19 protein-coding genes are annotated in these 18,618 nt (G+C 34.2%); 5 read left to right on the top strand and 14 right to left on the bottom strand.

The genetic code is table 11. The features are described from left to right. Window positions 1–3: 3 nt before the first annotated feature. The 6 genes from ACY2LT_RS03870 to ACY2LT_RS03845 form a co-directional block, all read right to left on the bottom strand. Window positions 4–426: an acyl-CoA thioesterase gene (locus ACY2LT_RS03870; RefSeq protein ID WP_491816527.1), complete on the bottom strand. Its 423-nt coding sequence runs from the start codon at window positions 424–426 to the stop codon at window positions 4–6. Next, window positions 419–1,414 carry a ParB/RepB/Spo0J family partition protein gene (locus tag ACY2LT_RS03865; RefSeq protein WP_491816526.1) on the bottom strand — a complete coding sequence of 332 codons (996 nt, stop codon included), beginning with the start codon at window positions 1,412–1,414 and terminating at the stop codon, window positions 419–421. Before ACY2LT_RS03865 ends, ACY2LT_RS03870 begins: the two co-directional genes overlap by 8 nt. 11 nt (window positions 1,415–1,425) lie before the next feature. Continuing rightward, on the bottom strand, window positions 1,426–2,199 hold the full coding sequence (locus tag ACY2LT_RS03860) for a ParA family protein (RefSeq protein ID WP_491816525.1): 774 nt from the start codon (window positions 2,197–2,199) through the stop codon (window positions 1,426–1,428). Window positions 2,200–2,201: 2 nt separating this feature from the next. Then, complete coding sequence (locus tag ACY2LT_RS03855; protein ID WP_491816524.1) at window positions 2,202–2,762, bottom strand: NUDIX hydrolase; 561 nt, start codon at window positions 2,760–2,762, stop codon at window positions 2,202–2,204. A gap of 109 nt (window positions 2,763–2,871) precedes the next feature. After that, a complete protein-coding gene (gene hisS / locus ACY2LT_RS03850) occupies window positions 2,872–4,104 on the bottom strand; it encodes a histidine--tRNA ligase (protein WP_491816523.1) in 1,233 nt (410 codons plus the stop codon). Between the two features lie 9 nt (window positions 4,105–4,113). Then, on the bottom strand, window positions 4,114–4,878 hold the full coding sequence (locus ACY2LT_RS03845) for a TrmH family RNA methyltransferase (RefSeq protein ID WP_491816522.1): 765 nt from the start codon (window positions 4,876–4,878) through the stop codon (window positions 4,114–4,116). Window positions 4,879–4,961: 83 nt separating this feature from the next. On the opposite strand from ACY2LT_RS03845, the gene ACY2LT_RS03840 reads away from it, so the two are divergent. From ACY2LT_RS03840 to ACY2LT_RS03825, 4 genes are all read left to right on the top strand, one after another. Further along, window positions 4,962–6,215 carry a thymidine phosphorylase gene (locus tag ACY2LT_RS03840; RefSeq protein ID WP_491816521.1) on the top strand — a complete coding sequence of 418 codons (1,254 nt, stop codon included), beginning with the start codon at window positions 4,962–4,964 and terminating at the stop codon, window positions 6,213–6,215. Between the two features lie 60 nt (window positions 6,216–6,275). Continuing rightward, window positions 6,276–7,604: a UDP-N-acetylmuramoyl-L-alanine--D-glutamate ligase gene (gene murD / locus ACY2LT_RS03835; RefSeq protein WP_491816519.1), complete on the top strand. Its 1,329-nt coding sequence runs from the start codon at window positions 6,276–6,278 to the stop codon at window positions 7,602–7,604. A gap of 205 nt (window positions 7,605–7,809) precedes the next feature. Continuing rightward, entirely contained in the window at window positions 7,810–8,427 is a 618-nt protein-coding gene (locus ACY2LT_RS03830; RefSeq protein ID WP_491816518.1) for a DedA family protein, read from the top strand. After that, window positions 8,414–9,634 carry an S-adenosylmethionine:tRNA ribosyltransferase-isomerase gene (locus ACY2LT_RS03825; RefSeq protein WP_491816516.1) on the top strand — a complete coding sequence of 407 codons (1,221 nt, stop codon included), beginning with the start codon at window positions 8,414–8,416 and terminating at the stop codon, window positions 9,632–9,634. The genes ACY2LT_RS03830 and ACY2LT_RS03825 overlap by 14 nt, the downstream gene beginning before the upstream one ends. A gap of 233 nt (window positions 9,635–9,867) precedes the next feature. Here ACY2LT_RS03825 and ACY2LT_RS03820 read toward each other — a convergent pair whose 3' ends face one another. After that, a complete protein-coding gene (locus tag ACY2LT_RS03820) occupies window positions 9,868–12,609 on the bottom strand; it encodes an alpha/beta hydrolase family protein (RefSeq protein ID WP_491816514.1) in 2,742 nt (913 codons plus the stop codon). Between the two features lie 88 nt (window positions 12,610–12,697). Between ACY2LT_RS03820 and ACY2LT_RS03815 the strand changes: the two genes are divergently transcribed. Next, window positions 12,698–13,171 carry a hypothetical protein gene (locus ACY2LT_RS03815; RefSeq protein ID WP_491816513.1) on the top strand — a complete coding sequence of 158 codons (474 nt, stop codon included), beginning with the start codon at window positions 12,698–12,700 and terminating at the stop codon, window positions 13,169–13,171. Here the strand turns inward: ACY2LT_RS03815 and ACY2LT_RS03810 are convergent. From ACY2LT_RS03810 to ACY2LT_RS03780, 7 genes are all read right to left on the bottom strand, one after another. Next, window positions 13,168–13,485 (bottom strand): DMT family transporter, encoded by a 318-nt coding sequence (locus ACY2LT_RS03810; RefSeq protein ID WP_491816512.1) that lies wholly within the window; start codon window positions 13,483–13,485, stop codon window positions 13,168–13,170. The genes ACY2LT_RS03815 and ACY2LT_RS03810 overlap by 4 nt on opposite strands. A 2-nt stretch (window positions 13,486–13,487) precedes the next feature. Next, a protein-coding gene (gene prfB / locus ACY2LT_RS03805) for a peptide chain release factor 2 (RefSeq protein WP_491816510.1) occupies window positions 13,488–14,589 on the bottom strand; the annotation gives its coding sequence in 2 pieces (ribosomal slippage) (window positions 13,488–14,519 and window positions 14,521–14,589; 1,101 coding nt in all). 154 nt (window positions 14,590–14,743) lie between these two features. After that, window positions 14,744–16,306 (bottom strand): ribonuclease Y, encoded by a 1,563-nt coding sequence (gene rny, locus ACY2LT_RS03800; RefSeq protein WP_491816509.1) that lies wholly within the window; start codon window positions 16,304–16,306, stop codon window positions 14,744–14,746. Between the two features lie 520 nt (window positions 16,307–16,826). Beyond that, on the bottom strand, window positions 16,827–17,123 hold the full coding sequence (locus tag ACY2LT_RS03795; protein WP_491816508.1) for a cell division protein ZapA: 297 nt from the start codon (window positions 17,121–17,123) through the stop codon (window positions 16,827–16,829). A 47-nt stretch (window positions 17,124–17,170) separates the two neighbouring features. Next, window positions 17,171–17,380, bottom strand: a complete 210-nt coding sequence (locus ACY2LT_RS03790) for a DUF1858 domain-containing protein (protein WP_491816506.1) — start codon at window positions 17,378–17,380, stop codon at window positions 17,171–17,173. Continuing rightward, complete coding sequence (locus ACY2LT_RS03785; RefSeq protein WP_491816778.1) at window positions 17,364–17,540, bottom strand: DUF6132 family protein; 177 nt, start codon at window positions 17,538–17,540, stop codon at window positions 17,364–17,366. Before ACY2LT_RS03785 ends, ACY2LT_RS03790 begins: the two co-directional genes overlap by 17 nt. Before the next feature lie 101 nt (window positions 17,541–17,641). Continuing rightward, window positions 17,642–18,613, bottom strand: coding sequence for a cation diffusion facilitator family transporter (locus tag ACY2LT_RS03780; protein ID WP_491816505.1), 972 nt, complete (start codon window positions 18,611–18,613; stop codon window positions 17,642–17,644). Window positions 18,614–18,618: the final 5 nt, after the last annotated feature.

Below are 18,618 nucleotides of genomic sequence, written 5' to 3'. Positions count from 1 at the left end.
CAATTACGCAGAAAGCTTGATTTTATTGATAGCGTCTATAAATACTTTTGGCGGTCGAACTGGTTTCATAGTCTCTTTGCTCATAAAACAATGAGTGGTAAATCCTTCGCAAATGAGTTCGTTATTACGTGTAATTCTATACTGAAATTTCAGAATTGGCTCTAATTGCCATTCCAACGATGCTTCTATGTCAAGCAAATCGTCGTAATATGCTGATTTGACATACTTCAAATGACTTTCCACCAAAGGCAAATAATAACCATATTGTTCTAATTCTGCGTAACTTAAATTAAAATGCCGCATCAATTCAACGCGACCTACTTCGAAATAAGTAAGATAGTTGCCGTTATATACAAATCCCATTTTGTCTGTTTCAGCATAGCGAACTCTAATTTGAGTTGTATTTTTCAAATAAATTTTATTCATTTTCTTTTTTCAGAGTATTTTCAAAAATTTCAATTAATCTTTCAAAATCATCAATAGAATAAAAATCAAATTCAATTGTGCCACTTTGTTGAGATTTAGGCGTAATTCTAACATTTGTTGCAAATAAATGCCGCAATCTATTTTCAATCTCTTCCAATTGCAACGCACTATCTTTTGGAAGAATGTCTTTTTTATCCTTTTGCGGAGCAATGCGTTTGCCATCGATTGTAAACTTGACCTTACCTTTTTGAATATCGCGAACGAGCATTTCTGTTGCACGAACAGACAATTCCTTCTCAAGGATTTCATTCGTTGCAGCAATCATCTTGAGTTGGTCGTCGAGTGAAAGTAATGTGCGGGCGTGTCCCATAGAGAGCTTTTTCTCACGAACCAATTCTTGTATACTTTCGGGAAGTTTCAGTAACCGAAGGAAGTTTGTTACCGTCGAACGATCTTTCCCGACACGTTCGGCAACTTGCTCTTGTGTGTAGTTGCATTCTTCGATAAGTCTGTTGTAGCCGTGAGCAATTTCAATGGGATTTAAATTCTCACGCTGCACATTTTCGATGAGAGCGATTTCGAGCATTTGCTTATCGCTAACATCATCAAGCACATAAGCAGGGATTTGCTTCAGCCCGGCGGCTATTGATGCTCGAAGACGACGTTCACCAGAAATAAGTTCATACCCGTTAATTGAATGCCGAACGGATATTGCCTGTATTACACCGTGTTTTAATATCGAGTTCTTTAATTCTTCCAACGCTTCGGGAGCAAAATCTCGTCGCGGCTGATAAGGATTACGTTTTATTTTGTCAATATCAATAAATGATACTGTGCCTTTTACTTCATCTTTGCTCTCATTTTCAGATGTAATTTTGAAACCTTTGTCTTTGTTGAATTCAACAGAAGGAATCAAAGCCCCCAAGCCTTTGCCTAAACCGTGCTTAACTTGAACTTTTTTAGTATTTTTATCTTGTTCTTGTGGCATTTTTTCAAGCTTTATTTATTTATAGAATTTCGTTTTAAAATTTCGGAAGCAAGTTCGAGATAATTTGCTGCTCCTGAACAAGTTGCATCATAAAGGAGCACGGGTTTCCCGTGAGAAGGTGCTTCTGATAGCCTTACATTTCTTGAGATCAAAGTATCAAAAACTTTTCCATCAAAATGTCGTCGAACTTCTTCGACAACTTGGTTGGATAACCGCAGCCGGGAATCATACATTGTTAGCAGCACACCTTCAATATCGAGTTCGGGATTAATATGCAACCTGACTATTGAAATAGTATTAAGTAATTGTCCCAGCCCTTCCAAAGCATAAAATTCGCATTGGACGGGAATAAGCACTGAATTAGCAGCTGAAAGAGCGTTAAGAGTAAGCAAACCGAGTGAAGGAGGACAATCTATTATTATAAAAGCATATTTATCGCGGACTTTTTTTAAAACATTTCTAAGAACAAGTTCACGGTCTTCTAAATTAACCATTTCAATTTCAGCACCAACTAAATTTATGTGAGAAGGTAGAAGATCCAAATTTGGCATCTCTGTTTTCAAAATAGCTTCCTCTGGGGGAAGTTCATTCACGAGCACTTCGTAAATTGTATTGTCAAGCTGCTTTGTGTCAAATCCAATCCCACCCGAAGCATTTGCCTGAGGATCAATATCAACAAGCAGAACAGGCATATCGCTTGCAGCAAGCGAAGCAGCTAAATTAATAGAAGTGGTCGTTTTGCCAACACCACCTTTTTGATTTGCAATTGTTATTATTTTTCCCATTTTTAATAATTCCAGATTTCGCCAAATTTAATATTAAAAAAAGTAATTGCCGAAAGCACAAGGCTATGACGAATTACTCCATATTCTATCAATGTTCGGATTTCTTTTAAAGGCACTAATTTTACAGAAATGAGTTCATTTTCGTCAAATTTTTGTTCAAATTTCTTTTCGCAGTCAAACCATACATAGTGATAACATTTATTTCCAAGAAAAGCAGGATTGGGCTCGACAAATCCAACTAACTCTGCTTCAATCAATCCTGAATATCCTGTTTCCTCTTTACATTCACGTTCAGCAGCATTTCTTGGATCCTCGTTGGTTTCTATGAGACCGGCAGGAATTTCAAGCGAAATATCATCTGTTCCGTGCCTGTATTGTTCCACCAGCACAAGTTCTTTATTTGAAGTTATTGGTAGAATATTAACCCAATTTGGTGATTTTAGTGCAACAAATTTCGACTTTGTTTGTTTTACTGGGTGAATCCTCGTATAATAATATAAATCGAAAATCTTGTAATTTCCTACGTATTCTTCTCCAACAGTTTCCCAGCGACAAATATCCATATTCTATGAATAATCAAGTTATTAATAGCAAAAATAAGTAAATTTTTTAAGCTAATCAAATTTACCAAAAAACGAGTTTTAATAAATAATTTTCAATAAAAAAAAATAATTATAAATTATCGATTTCTATAACTTGTTGGGAGCCGTCGCTCATATTTTTGAGAACTACTGAATTTTGTTTTAATTCTTCTTCTGCAATAATAATAACAAATGGAATATTTAGTTTACCAGCTTCCCTCATCTGTGCTTTCATTGAGCGTCTTTGAATATCACAAATGACCTTTTTGCCACTAAGACGTAATTTCTCGGCGATTTTGAAAGCAATATTTGAATAATTCGGATCAGCAGATACTATATAGTAATCTGCTATTATGCTTGGAGCAGGAATTTTGCCAATGCTTTCCAAAATCAAGAGAAGTCGTTCAACACCCATTGCAAATCCAACGGCTGGAGTTTCTTTCCCTCCAAGTTGTGAGAATAGGCTATTGTATCTGCCGCCTCCACCAAATGAATCTTGTGCACCGAGACTATTATGTTGAAGCTCAAATACAGTATGACTGTAATAATCAAGACCACGAACAAGCCGGGGATTGATTTTATATGGAATGTTAAGATAATCTAATATTTCAAGAACTTTCTGGAAATGCTTACGGCTCTCCTCATCTAAGCAGTCAAGTATATTCGGTGCATTGGCGATAATTTCTCTATCTTGCTCATCTTTCGAATCAAGAACACGAAGAGGATTGGTTTCCAATCTGTTTTTGCTTTCAGCAGAGAGATTATTCTTATTTGCAGAGAGATATTCTACTAAGATTTTTTTATATTCTGAACGAGTATTTTCATTTCCTAAAGTGTTAATTATTAGTTGATAATCATCAATCCCGAGTGATTTGCAGAAAGTAGCAGCAAGATGAATGATTTCTGAATCGCTTTCAGGATATGGAGAAGAAATGCACTCAGCACCGAATTGATGAAATTGACGTAATCGTCCTTTTTGCGGACGTTCATATCTAAAAAAAGGACCAAAATACCACAGACGTGAAATTGCCTGCTGCTGATTAAGTGAGTTTTGGATAACAGCACGCACAAGTGCAGCTGTCATTTCTGGACGTAAAGTGATTGAATCTCCTCCACGGTCAGTGAAGGTATACATTTCTTTATTGACAATATCTGTTTGCTCACCAACCCCACGAGCGAAAACCTCAGTTTTTTCGAAAATTGGTGTGCGAATTTCTTTATAACCGAATAGTTCAGATACTTTTTTTGCTGTTTCTTCTACATAATACCAATGGGCAATCACATCGGGGAGAATGTCCTTTGTTCCTCGAATCGCTTGTATCATAGTTAATCCTTATTTTGTGAAATGATAAAGAGAAATACCAACAGAAACCGAAACATTAAGTGATTCTGCCTGACCGTAACCCGGAATTTTGAAAGTAGAACATAAAATTTCTTTTACTTCTGGCGAAATTCCCTGCGTTTCATTCCCAAATACCAAACCAAATTGCTTGGGATGTTTGATTGAATCTATTAAATTATCTGAAGCAATATCAGCACCGAAAATTTTTACTTTTGGAAAATGTTTTTGCAAAAATTCAACTAAATTATCTGTATAAATAACATTAATTCGAAAAATTGATCCCATCGTTGAACGAACTGTCTTTGGATTAAGTCCGTCAACACCTGCATTTCCAATAATCACCTGATTAATTCCAAACCAATCGGCTGAGCGAATAATTGTTCCTAAATTACCGGGGTCTGATACTCCATCGAGAGCAATAAATGATTCTTTTGGTAGAATTTTCTGTTCAAGAGTATTTACAACTGCTAAAATTCCTTGTGGAGTTTTTGTATCGCAAAGCTGATCAAATTGATGTTTGGGAGCAGTATAAACAGCAACCCCTTTTTCATTGAATTTATTTGCTAAATCGATAATGCTGCTTGAAGCTGATTCTCTAACAACAAGAAATTCAGCTTGAAATGAACTTTTTAGAAGTTCTTCTACGAGTTTTTCTCCTTCTGCAACAAACAATCCGCGTTCATCTCGCGTTTGTTTATGATGTAGCGTTTTGATAAACTTCCTCAAACTTTGTCCGATGGGTATTGCGTAGTGCATTTTAATTACGTAAATTGTAGTTCAACTAATTTTTTGCAATTTAATTTTTTTTGAACAATTATTCAAGTCATAATAGGTTATTTATGAATATTTATAAAATTTTACAAAAAAAAAGAGACAAACTTGAATTAACACAAGAAGAAATTTCTTTCTTTGTTCAATCAACGATTGATGGCAACATTTCTCGGGAGCAAATTGCTGCTCTTTTGATGGCAATTTGCATCAATGGAATGTCTGAAGATGAAACCTTTGCTCTTACTCAAGCAATGCTATATTCGGGTGCACAACTTGACTTCAGGTACATTGGGAAACCAGTTGCAGATAAACATTCAACTGGTGGAGTAGGCGACAAAATTTCACTTATTTTACTTCCAATCTTATTATCGTTTGATGTATTAGTCCCTATGATTTCTGGACGTGGGCTCGGTCATACCGGTGGCACAATTGATAAGCTAGAATCTATCATTGGTTACAAGGTGAATTTATCGCAAGAAGAAATGAAGCATCAGATGGAAACAATTGGAGGAATGATAGTTGCCCAATCCGAAGACATTGCTCCAGCTGATAGAATAATTTATTCAATAAGAGATATAACCGCAACTGTGGAATCTGATACCTTGATTACTGCATCGATATTGAGCAAAAAATTAGCTGAGGGATTAGATGCTCTTGTGCTTGATTTAAAAATCGGCAGCGGAGCGTTCTACCAAACATTTGAACAAGCCAAAAATTTAGTTAGGCTAATGGAAGCAGTTTGCAGTAATTTCGGTGTCAGTTTTCAAGCGATACCTACAAATATGAATAATCCTCTCGGGAACTATGTCGGCAATTGGCTGGAAGTTGTCGAAGTGCAGAATTGCTTGCGCGGCGATTTCCCGGAAGATCTTAAGGTTATTACTTTCGAACTTACAAGTGAACTTTTAGTGATGTGCAACATGTTTGAGAATAAAATTAAAGCTATTAATGAGATTGAAAATGTGCTCGCATCCGGAAGAGCATACGATAATTTCCTTCGCTGGATTGCGTTGCAAGGAGGAAATATCTCATTGTCTGAAAAAGAATATGCAAATACGCCGATTTATATTGTAAGCTCAGAAAGAGATGCAAAAATCAAAGGTTTTCAAACAAAAGAAATTGGCTATGCTGCAATAGAACTAGGTGCTGGAAGAAAAGTTGCAAACGACCAAATTGATTTTGCAGCAGGCATAAAGCTATTGAAAAAAGATGGTGATTCTTGCGTAAAAGAAGAACCTATCGCTGTGCTTTTTGCTCGGGATAAATCTAAATTTGAAACTGCAGAAAAAATGTTCAAAAATGCCATTATTTGGGAAAATTAATGATAACCCTTTGATAAAGTCCGAATTGTTGATAATTTTGTTTTATTTTTAGGTGAAGAAATGAATATCACAGTCATTGGAGCTGGGAAAAGCGGTCTCGAAGCAGCAAAATTAGCAGTCAAAAAAGGTGAGAATGTGTTCTTAACCGAAAGTAAAATTCCTGCAAATTTTGATTTATTAAAAAAAGAACTTGAAGACTATAACATAAATTTTGAATTGGGTGGACATACCGAAAAAGCCTTGCATAATTGTGATTTAATCATTACTTCTCCGGGTGTTCCGCCACATTCAGATATTATTCGTCGTGCTGAAAGTTTAGAAATACCAATAATTAGTGAAATTGAATATGCTTATCAATATTTGAAAAATCCAATTATTGCAATAACCGGAACAAACGGAAAGACGACAACCACGTCACTTACAGCATATATTTTAAACAATTCCGGCAAAAAAGCAGTTGCAGCAGGCAATATTGGTAAGCCACTTGCTTCTCTTGTAGATAATATCGAAGATGATACAATAATTGTAGCGGAACTCAGCAGTTTCCAACTTGACCGCTGCTATAAATTCAAACCAGATGTTGCTGTAATTTTAAACATAACACCTGACCATTTGTATTATCACGGTTCTATGGAAGAATATATTCAGGCTAAGTATAAAATTTCTTTGCAACAATCTCCCGAAAATTTACTAATTTTAAATGCAGATGATAGTGCAACTATGGGGATTTTGCCATCTACAAAGGCAAAAGTTGCTTTCATCTCGTTCAAGCCTGTGGTGCGGGGGGCATATTGCACCGATGGTTTGATAAAATTAGTTGAGCAGCATAACGAGGAGGAACTAATTTTGGCAAGTAAACTTGGATTGCCGGGCGTTCATAATACCTACAATTCTATGGCAGCAGCGCTTGCGGCACGCGCTTTTGAAATTCCCAATGAAAATATTCGTGATAGTTTGATGACATTCCGTGGTGTCGAACATCGATTGGAATTTGTTCGCACAATCGATGGAGTAGATTTTATCAATGACTCCAAAGCAACAAATATTAACGCTGCTTGGTTTGCTCTTGCGAGCTATACAAGACCAATTGTATGGATTGCTGGCGGCAGAGGAGACAATAATGATTATTCGCAGCTAAACGAAATTGTTCAAAAGAATGTAAGCAATATTATATGCATTGGCGAAGAAAAACAAGCAATATTTAATCATTTTTGTGCAATGAAACGCTGTATTCAAGTTGATACATTGCTTGATGCTGTTCTGGAAGCAAAAAAAGTTGCTCGTGCAGGAGAAGTTGTGCTATTTGCACCCGCTTGCAAATCTTTCGATATGTTTATCAATTTCGAACATAGAGGCGAAGAATTTAAACGAATTGTTAATTCATTGTAAGTCTGTTAAAAATAATAATTATAGATTGTTTATAAATGGTGGATATTTCCACCATTTATTTTATTCATCAAGTATTCCTTTTTTTATATTATTATTATTCAATTTTCCTACAAAGACTTCATTTCTAACCAGGTACTATTATAATACTTTATTATTTATTTGAGATAAATTATATTTGTATTTTACTTATTATTCTATATTTTAAATGTTAGAAACATTAATCGAAATAATACAGAAAATTCCACCATTTTGGATATTAATAATTGCTTTTGCAGTTACATACATTGAAAATATTTTCCCTCCTTCACCATCGGATGCTGCACTTGTTTTTATGGGGGCACTTGTAGGAACCGGAACAGTTGGCTTCCTGCCTTTGCTGCTTTTTGCCACAATAGGTTCGACTTTAGGTTTTATAACGATGTTTGTATTAGGTGTTCGCTTCGAGATGAAATTTATCGAAACAGATAAATTAAAATTTATCTCGAAAAATGCTTTGTTGAAAGTCGATAATTTATTCAAAAAATGGGGATATTGGCTGATTATTGCAAATCGTTTTTTATCAGGAACACGAGCTGTAATTGCTTTTTTCGCTGGCATGAGTTTGCTTTCGTTCAGAAAATCTACTGTTTTGTCTTTTTTGAGTGCATTACTATGGAATTTTATCTTGATTTACTTAGGATATATTTTCGGGGATAACTGGAAAAAAGTTGATGAGTATATGACTTTATATGGATATATTTTAATTCCGGTTGTAGTTGTTCTTGTTGCTGCATATTTTATTTATTCATTTATTCAGAGTAAGAAACAAAATGCAAATTCCTGATATAGATTTAAAAGATTTTGACTACGAACTCCCGAAAGAAAAAATCGCATTGTTCCCTCTCGAAGAGCGTGACCAAAGTAAGTTATTGATTGCTGATTGCAAATCAAAAAAGATAGAACATAGCATTTTTTCAAATATTAGTGATTATATACCAGATAATTCGCTGATTATTATTAATTCTACAAAGGTTATACAAGCCCGTATATTTATGTCGAAGCAGACAGGCGGAAAAGCAGAATTGCTATGCGTCAATCCGATTTCACCTTCTTCAGACCCCCAAATTACAATGTCCTCAAAAAATAGTTGCGTTTGGGAGTGTATTATTGGTGGAAGAAATATTCAGGAAAACTCCAGATTATTCACTAAGGATAATCAATTATCGGCAAAAATATTAAAGCGGTATGATAATTATGCTGTTGTAGAATTCGATTATTCTTCAAGTTATACATTTTCTGAAATATTATCGAAAATCGGGCAAATACCTCTTCCGCCTTATATTAATCGTGATACAACTGAATTAGACAAAGACCGTTATCAAACAGTGTATAGCAGAATGGAAGGCTCGGTTGCTGCCCCTACCGCTGGGTTACATTTCACTGATAGAGTGATTTCTAAACTGAAAGAAAAGCATATTCTGTTTGATGAAGTAATACTTCACGTTGGTCCTGGAACTTTTGTTCCAATCGAGAAAAGTGTTGCAGAACACAAGATGCACAAAGAACAGTTATTTGTTTCAATTACAACTATCGAAAATATTCTTTCTGCAATTAAAAATAAATCGAAAATAATCTCAACTGGCACTACTTCACTTCGCACACTCGAAACTCTATACTGGGTCGGCGTAAAAATTTTTTACAGAAATTTCGATATTCATAGTAATCTATTATTAAGCCAATTCGAACCTTATCAATTATCGCACAAATATCAGGAAATCACATTTGAGCAGTCTATGATTGCAATTCTGGAAAAACTTTCGCAGGAAAAAAAGTCGTTTATTTCAGGAAATACAGAGCTTTTTATTTTGCCAGGCTACCAAATTCGAACAGCTGACGGACTAATTACGAACTTTCATCTGCCAAAGAGCACACTGCTACTACTCATCAGCGCATTTGTTGGCGGAAACTTCTGGAAACAGATTTATGACGAAGCGTTAATAAAAAATTACCGCTTTTTGAGTTATGGAGATAGTTCATTGTTAATGAGATAATATTTAGAATGGTTCGCGATTTATTCTAAGTAATTTTGCACTTAAATTAATAACTCCTATTAAGTATATTATTTCTTCTTGTAGAATACTAATTCAATATAACATCAATTATTAATAATAATTCAAATTATATCAAAAACAAATAAGTTGCTACTCTTGTTGCAACTTATTTGCTTTATAATAATAAAATGAAGGGAAATATCCAGTATTTGATTAATAAATAACCATCGGCATTAATTTCCCTTGTAAGGCATACCTTTTATTATCCATACTGGTGCTGGTTTGCCTAAAACATAATGGTCAAAAAATTCTTTCATCTTTATTGAATAATCAAGCTTATTTTGATACCGTCGAGGATGGTGTGGTTCGTTTTCATATTGCAAAAATATTGCGTTTTTCCCAAGCCTACGATATGCCATATATAGCTCTATTCCTTGTTGCCAAGGCACAGCTTCGTCTATATCTCCAAACATTATTAATAGCGGGGTTGTGGCTTTATTTACATTGAAAATAGGGGAGTTACGTATATAATTATCCAAACTATCCCATAATGTGCCACCAATTCGGCTTTGCTGAGCCTCGTATTGAAATTGTCGCGTAAGTCCTGATTCAAGTCGAATTTGCCCATACGCACTTGTCATATTCCCGACTGGTGCACCTGCGCAAGCCGCTTTGAAAAAGTCTGTCTGTGTTGCAATAAATGCTGTCTGGTAGCCGCTCCAGGAATGACCTTGTATGCAGAATTTCGAAGAATCAGCAATACCAAGCTCAATAAGCCGCCTTGAACCGGTCATTATTGCATCTAATGCGTCAAATCCGGGATTTCCAATGTAGTATTTAATATCAGGCAGAAACATTATATATCCCGAAGAGTTATATACTTGTGGTATCGGGCGATGAGAAAGCATCGGAGGATTAAAATTATAAGTTCTATCCGAAAATCTTTCATAAAAATATACATATATTGGATAACGCTTCTTTGGGTTGTAGTTGTATGGTTTGATAATAAATCCGTCCAAACTGTCCCCACGTGAATTTACCCAACGGATAATCTCCGTAGTTCCCCATTCATATTCAACTATTTCAGGAATGGCATCCGTGATTTTTCTTTTATCAGTAAAATTCAAATTTGAGGTTATCCAATAATCAGGATACTCAACATAATTTTCTCGTGTGTACAATATCTTATTATTATAACGCGGTTTCCCAATTACTGTGAATTTCTTTTCTGTTTCAAGCAAATTTGTTCTAAGTTCTTTATTTTGAAGTATAAAAGTATAAATACCTTGAACTTTTGTATAATTATTGTATCCTTGCAAAATTAAAGTATCAGTTTCTAAGTAATAATCCTTGTCCGCCCATATATTGCGAATTCGAAAACTAACCTTTTCTTTTTTACCTGCTTGATTAGTCAAATTGTATCCGGAACCACTTGCACAATCAAATTTCCACAAATCATACCAATCATAAATTACAAATGCATTTCCACTATCGAGCCAACAACCAAATCCATTTGAAGGAACATTACTCGGCATATCGAACTCAATATCGAAAAATTTGCCATCAAGATTCCCAGTTATATTTCTTGCAATATTGTTGGGAATATCATATAAATACCAGTTTTTTTGATTGTAATAAACAACATATTTACCATTTGGTGATAAATAAGCATTTTCTTCAATTCGTCGCTGAATGATTTTTTTCTCTCCATTGTCAAGGTTTACCAGATAAAGATCAAAAAGATCTCCATACCACGTTTTTTCTTTGTAATAAGGTGTTTCGCTGTAAGCTATAGTAACATTATTGTTTTTGGGAACAAATACTCTATTGACTGTGCTATCACCAAGTTGGATAAATGTGTTTTTTCTTAAATCAAACACACTCAAAAAATATCTGTCTTTGAACTTGTTCCAGCTAATCTTTTGATTAGACATTATCAGTGGGTCGTCCCAGTGCCAAAGAGATAAATCAGCTCTCCTGGCAATACTATCAATATTGAAAAATGTTGTATCGTTATAGTTCGAAAAATCTTGTTTGGTATCATATTTTTCGGTAATTGGTTTTATCCCGAAAAACAGTTTGCTGCCATCACTGCTCCAACTAATATCATTAACTTGTGGAATATAGTAGTTGCTTGTAATTATTTTGGGTGTTACAATTTCACTCGATTTTGCTTTATCCCATATATATATTGAATAGTCTTTTGCTTTTCCGTTATTATCAAGTGTAGCTAAACAAAAAGCAAGTTTCTGAACGCTTTCTTTCCAAGCTAAGTTGCAAATATGAATATTATTTTTAGAAATTATCTCATATTCAGGTGCAAAATCTTCATCTAAATTTCTGTAATATAAACCATCGCCATTTCCGGATTTTGTCGATATTGAATAAAAAACATAATTGCTCAAACTATCAAATAAGAAGTCAGTTACATAATCAATTCTTATCTCTGTTCCACTTTGTAAATGACGTAAGTTTAGCTGAGACCCAACAATTTTATCTTTAAGTTTCTTGTCTTTTTCATCACTTCCTTCATACAAAAATGCTAACCATTTGCCATCGTTCGAAAATTCAAACGATTTTATTGTTTCTCTTTCGACTACTCGTCCATTTGACAAATTCATTATTCCAAACTTGTTTTTGGGCTTGTCCTTTTTGCCGGCATTTTCAATTTCTATTTGTTTTGGAAGTATTTCAAAGGCTACCCAGTCTGTTTTAGGCGACAATTTTGGCTTGGAGCCATTTTCATATGTGAATTTAATTGTATCTTCGAGAGATTGAATATATAGTGTGCGGTCTCCACGATCCGGAACTAATGTATATGCAAGCCATTTCCCATTTTGCGATAAGCTTGTTTCCCTGATTAATTTGAACCTCATTGCATCTTCGAAAGTATAAGGTTTCTTTTTTTGTGCTAAAAGAGTAAATGGAATAATACATAATAATACTGCTAATACAAATTTAGTTGCTCTTTTCATCCTGTAATCCTATTTTGTTAATTATTTTATTTCAAAATAAAAAAAATCATTGTATTTTAAAAGTTAGTCTAAACAAATTTATTTGAAAATGAAACAAATTTATTATGTTGGTATCGCAATTTTCTTAGGAATACTAATTATTTCATACTATTCTTATATTTCATTCCGAAAATTAAATGAGGATATTTCACCGAAAATTTTTAATGAATTAATTAAGCCTTATTCAAGATTAATTATTGATGGTGATTATCAAAATGCATATGAAAATTATACTGCGCATAGCTACAAATCGAAGCACAGTTTCAATGAATACATTTCTGCTCAGATAAATAATAAGAATTATTTCGGCGAACTTCTTGAAATGTCTCTTACTTCTGGAATTTTTATTAAAATGGCTGACAAAGAAAACAAATGGATTTATCGCGGAACAATTAATTATAAATGCTCAAAAATTAGCAGTAAGTTTACAGTCGATGTCGCTATAGAAAATGGTGCGTATAAAATTGCTCAAACTTATCCAAGTCAGCTCAGTTTTATTAAAATGAAATCTATGATTTATTAGTTTGCAATCTTTAAGCCAACTATACCAGCAATAATTAAAAAAATTGAAATGATTTTTAACAAACTTGCTGTATCTTTGAAAAACATTACTCCAATTGTAAAAGTACCAATTGCTCCTATTCCTGTCCAAATGGCATATGCTGTTCCGATTGGTATGTGCCTTTGTGCGAGCCACAGAAAGTAACCACTTAACGCCATACTAACAATGCTAAAGGCTATCCAAAAATACCTGTAAGATGTTGTTTGCGATAGCTTAAAACCAACAGGCCATCCTATTTCAAATATTCCAGCCAATAACAGATAAAACCAATGCATCACTATTGATTTAAATCACTTAATAAATATGCTTTAATAAAATCATCAAGGTCTCCATCCATCACTGCTTGAATATCAGTTCGCTTCAATTCAGTCCTGTGGTCATTAACCATTGTATAGGGTTGGAAAACGTAAGAGCGAATTTGGCTTCCCCATTCAATTTTCTTTTTTGTTCCTTCGATCGCAGCGCGAGCAGCTTCTTCTTCTTCTCTTTTCTTCTGATAAAGTCTTGATTTTAACATTTTCATTGCTCGCTCTCGGTTCTGAAATTGAGAACGCTCCTGCTGACAAGCAACCACAATCCCGGTTGGTATATGTCGCAGACGAACAGCAGTTTCGACTTTGTTTACATTTTGTCCGCCTTTTCCACCAGAACGGAAGGTTTCCATTTCAACATCAGCTGGATTTATTTCAATTTCCACATCATCATCAATTTCTGGATAAACGAATACCGAAGCAAATGATGTATGTCTTCTTGCATTTGCATCGAATGGTGATATTCTAACCAAACGATGTACACCATTTTCAGCTTTCAAATAACCGTATGCATATTTCCCATTTATTTCTAAAGTTGCAGACTTAATTCCAGCACCATCGCCTTCGAGTTCGTCAAGTAAATACACTTTGTAATTATGCCGTTCAGCCCAACGCGTATACATTCGCATCAACATTTCTGCCCAGTCCTGTGCTTCTGTTCCACCAGCTCCTGAATGAATAGTAAGTATAGCTGATTTTGTATCATCTGCGCCAGATAGCATATTTTTTATTTCAAGTTCTTCTATGAATTTCTCAAATTGAGAAATATCAGAATTCAACTCGTTTTCCAAAGATGCATCTTCCTCTTCTACAGCTAATTCCAAAAAAGCAGCAGCATTTTCAAATAATTGCTCTGCTTTCTCATATTCGTCAACCCATTCAGACAAATCTGATATTTTTTGCATTATTTTTTTTGCTGTATTGGGGTCGTCCCAAAAATCATTTCTATGTGTTTCTTCTTTTAATTTTGCAATTTTTTCTTTCTTTTCATCGATGTCAAAGAAACCTCCTTAGGTTCTCTAACCTTGTTTTCAATTCGTCTAATTTTTCTTTTTGTGGTTCAAACATTTTTTCGCTTTTATAATTATTTAAAAAATAAAGACTACAAAATTACGAATATTTAATATAAGATAAAAATCAATCAGTGGTTTCAAAATAGCTACAAAAAAAAGCAGCCTACCAGAATTGAAGGCTGCTTTCTAAAAAAATATCAAAAAAACAATTATTTAGCAATGCTTACACTTCGTTTTTCTCTGATAACAGTAACTTTAATTTGACCAGGATATTCCATTTCATTTTCAATTCGTTTTGCAATCTCAATTGCCAAAATATCAGCAGTGTTGTCATCAACTTTTTCAGGTTCTACGATTACACGAACTTCACGTCCTGCTTGAATAGCAAAAGTTTTGCCCACACCTTCGAAACTTTCGGCTATTGATTCAAGCTTCTGCAACCGTTTTACATAATTTTCGAGAGATTCACGACGTGCACCAGGACGAGCACCGCTGATGCTATCAGATGCTTGCACAAGCACTGCGTAAGGGGTTTCCATCTCAATATCTTCGTGATGAGCCCCAATCGCATTGCAAACACTCGGATTTTCGCGAAACTTTTTCGCAAGTTCAAATCCAATCAATGCGTGAGGTCCTTCTGTTTCTTTATCGACGCATTTACCAATATCGTGCAGCAATCCTGCTCTTTTGGCAATTTGTGGGTCAAGCCCAAGTTCAGAAGCCATAATACCGCATAAATTAGCAACTTCTATCGAGTGATTAAGCAAATTCTGTCCATAGCTCGAACGATATTTCATTTTTCCAACTAATCGAACAAGCTCTTTGTGCATATTATGAACTCCAAGTTCTAATAATGCACTTTCACCAACTTTTATGATTTCCTCTTCAAGTTCTTTCTTAGTTTTTTCAACTACTTCCTCGATACGTGCTGGGTGAATGCGACCATCAAGCATCAATTTTTCTAATGCTTTTTTAGCAACTTCTCGTCTGAATGGGTCAAAACCAGAAATTACGACTGCTTCAGGAGTGTCATCTATAATTAAATCAACGCCCGTTGCTGCTTCAAAAGCACGAATATTTCTACCTTCTCGTCCTATAATTCTTCCTTTCATATCGTCGCTGTCAAGAGTAACAACCGAAACGGTTGTTTCAACGCTATGGTCAGAAGCTGTTCGCTGAATAGCTTGAACGATAATATTCTGCGCTTCCTGATTTGCTTTTAATTTAGTTTCTTCGCGAATTTGTCTGATTGTATTTGCGGCATCTTGTTTAGCGTCGTTTATCATAGCTTCCATCAATTGCTTTTTTGCTTCTTCGGACGATAGTCCAGCAATCGATTCTAATTTCTTCATCTGTTCAGCAATGATAGTGTCAATATCTTTTGCTTTTTCAGTAAGTTCAGTTTCTTTTTTCTTTAAATTTTCTTCGTAATTTTTAACTTCGTTTTCTTTTTTATTCAAGTCGTTTTCTTTACGCTTTAAATCATCTTCGATTGATTTAAGCTGCTTTTCCATTTGTTGTAATTTTTGACGTTTAGCAAGAGCGTCGTTTTCAAATTCGAGTTTTCTTTTGTGCCATTCTTCTTTTGCTTCTATTATTTTTTCTTTCTTAATGTTGTTTGCTTCTTTTTCTGCGTCTTTCAGAATATTTTTAGCACTTTCTTCTGCTTGTTGAATTTTTGCTGCGGACATTTTTGTAGCAACAAAATAGGCAGCCGCAAATCCCGCAATCAATCCAACTATGCTCGCCACAATGATGATAATTGGGCTCATCTTCAATTCTCCCTAAATATGACTAATAATAACTACTGATAATTGTGGGATTTTATTGAGAAACGATTAGAAATAAAATAATTGAAGCTAATTGTCCTTTTTCCAATAGTCCAATTATCCAGTTGATTTTTATATATTTAATATCTGATTGTTTCATTTCGTTTCTTCAATAAAATACCCTAAAATTAAAAAAAATTAACTGACAAAAAATTTAATTAAACCTAAACTACAATTTAATTTAAAATATTAAAATATCCAATTGAAAAAATAAGATTACTTATTTTTAATCAAGTGTTCATTAATTAAAAAAAGCCGCATCATACAGGATAATTGTGTGTAGAAGAACCTCTCCAACACACAGTGGGTGCTATCCTTACCGGGTCTGGGTTCCACTGAGCATTTTATTGCTACCTCCTTAGAGGTTGAGGCCTCCCATTGCCGGTGAGAGCTTAGCTCCCTATTGTTATACTATTAGTTCTTCATCGACAATATTTGTATGATGCGACCGAATTTCAAAGAACTATTGATTTTCTGCGTTTTGTTTAATATAATTTTCCAAAAAATCTTTCATCCTGTCCAATTCTTCCATCAAAAAATGCTTTTCTTCTTCCAATTTTCGTTTTTCTATTTCCATTGTTTCGATTGAATTAACCAATGCTAATGTTGTAATTGTAAGCATCGGCAACTCTTTATCATATTTAGCTCTAATTTCATTTATCAACCTGTTTGCTTCATTTGCCGACCGAATAATGAGTTCCTCATCTTCTCCAATTAAACTATATTCCTCTCCTCCGATAACAACTTTTATAGATTTCACGTTCGCACCATTTTTTTCTTAATAACAATAACGAAAAAAATATCAACTTATTTTTGGGGCAATCTATTGAGTTCTTCAATGAATTGCTCCAGTTCTTCTTCACTATATCCTTTCTTTAATACAAGTTCTTCTATTGTTCCCCAATAAGGTTCACCGCATACAAGACAGGCTATACCTTTATCAAGAAAATACGATACAGCTTGTGGCTTAATTTCTAACATTTCTTCGATATAAGTGCTTTTAGTTATTTTTTCCATTTGTCCCTCTTTTTGTTGGTGTTGCAATAATTGCTCCAAGAAATGCTCCATATAGAACAGAAATCATCCAGTTTGAAGATATTGGGCAACCTCCATTACATCCTATAAAATAATAATACAAATACCCTAGAATTCCTCCAATAATTGTTCCTATGGCTATCTTAATTACAAACTTACTTATTTAATATTCCAAATTGTTCATATACTTATGACGTATTGAATATTTAAATAATTGTATTTAGTAGTATCTAAAAAATGAAATTATTTAAAACGAATTATCTGTTTGATAGTCCAATCGATTTTTTCTTCAAATGCATTTAAGCGGTGTTGGCAATCAGTTATTACACAATGCTTACAATTCTCTTTTTTACACGGAAAAATATGCACAGCTAAATCAATATTTTCTTTAAAATTATCATTTAATATTTTTTTCATTTTTTCGGTTAATTCGGTTGCCTGGTTAATGTTGTAATACCAAGGTATGATTAAATCACAATCAATATGATAGGTATCTCCATACTTCAAAATTCTTGTATTTTTAATATCTATCCAGTCATTTTGTTTATTTCTGTTAATAATTTCCAGAAATTCGTCAAGCAGCAAAGCATCTGCTTCATCCATTAAATTTGCAACAGTATTTCTTAGAATCTTTATGCCTGTAATTGCTATTATTGAGCCGAACACAATTGCAATTATGCTGTCAAGCCATTGTAACTTGCTAAAGTAAAGAATTACAAGCCCAACTACAAGTCCGATTGTTGAGTATGTATCCGATTGCAAATGCTTTCCGCCAGCAATCAGTGCTATCGAATTATATTTTTTTCCAACTTTGATGCTGTATCCACCAATTATGTAATTAATAAGCCCTGCTATTGCAATAATAATAATTCCTATGTCAAGCTTCTGTATTTCACTCGGAACAAAAAGTCTATACACTGCTTCATATATAATAATAAATCCGGCAACTGCTATTAGCATACCCTCCACAGAGGCTGAAAGCAGTTCTACTTTGCCGTGACCAAATGGGTGATTATCATCTTTGGGCTTGATTGAAACTGAAATACTTACTAAGCTCAGCAACCCCGCAACTACATTGACTATGCTTTCTAATGCATCGGTCAAAATACCTACGGAATTTGTTATCTGATATGCTAATAATTTGCACAACAACAAAATAATAGATACAGAAACTATTAATTTCTGTACCTTATATTTTACATTTAAATCATTCATTTTTA

It is taken from the genome of Eximiradius proteiniborus (genome assembly GCF_058546985.1).
This window is presented reverse-complemented; position numbering and strand designations above follow the sequence as displayed.

Coding starts and splice junctions, on each gene's coding strand:
- ACY2LT_RS03870 (WP_491816527.1), bottom strand. CDS start 426: ATGAATAAAATTTATTTGAAAAATACAACTCAAATTAGAGTTCGCTAT.
- ACY2LT_RS03865 (WP_491816526.1), bottom strand. CDS start 1,414: ATGCCACAAGAACAAGATAAAAATACTAAAAAAGTTCAAGTTAAGCAC.
- ACY2LT_RS03860 (WP_491816525.1), bottom strand. CDS start 2,199: ATGGGAAAAATAATAACAATTGCAAATCAAAAAGGTGGTGTTGGCAAA.
- ACY2LT_RS03855 (WP_491816524.1), bottom strand. CDS start 2,762: ATGGATATTTGTCGCTGGGAAACTGTTGGAGAAGAATACGTAGGAAAT.
- hisS (WP_491816523.1), bottom strand. CDS start 4,104: ATGATACAAGCGATTCGAGGAACAAAGGACATTCTCCCCGATGTGATT.
- ACY2LT_RS03845 (WP_491816522.1), bottom strand. CDS start 4,878: ATGCACTACGCAATACCCATCGGACAAAGTTTGAGGAAGTTTATCAAA.
- ACY2LT_RS03840 (WP_491816521.1), top strand. CDS start 4,962: ATGAATATTTATAAAATTTTACAAAAAAAAAGAGACAAACTTGAATTA.
- murD (WP_491816519.1), top strand. CDS start 6,276: ATGAATATCACAGTCATTGGAGCTGGGAAAAGCGGTCTCGAAGCAGCA.
- ACY2LT_RS03830 (WP_491816518.1), top strand. CDS start 7,810: ATGTTAGAAACATTAATCGAAATAATACAGAAAATTCCACCATTTTGG.
- ACY2LT_RS03825 (WP_491816516.1), top strand. CDS start 8,414: ATGCAAATTCCTGATATAGATTTAAAAGATTTTGACTACGAACTCCCG.
- ACY2LT_RS03820 (WP_491816514.1), bottom strand. CDS start 12,609: ATGAAAAGAGCAACTAAATTTGTATTAGCAGTATTATTATGTATTATT.
- ACY2LT_RS03815 (WP_491816513.1), top strand. CDS start 12,698: ATGAAACAAATTTATTATGTTGGTATCGCAATTTTCTTAGGAATACTA.
- ACY2LT_RS03810 (WP_491816512.1), bottom strand. CDS start 13,485: ATGCATTGGTTTTATCTGTTATTGGCTGGAATATTTGAAATAGGATGG.
- rny (WP_491816509.1), bottom strand. CDS start 16,306: ATGAGCCCAATTATCATCATTGTGGCGAGCATAGTTGGATTGATTGCG.
- ACY2LT_RS03790 (WP_491816506.1), bottom strand. CDS start 17,380: ATGGAAAAAATAACTAAAAGCACTTATATCGAAGAAATGTTAGAAATT.
- ACY2LT_RS03780 (WP_491816505.1), bottom strand. CDS start 18,613: ATGAATGATTTAAATGTAAAATATAAGGTACAGAAATTAATAGTTTCT.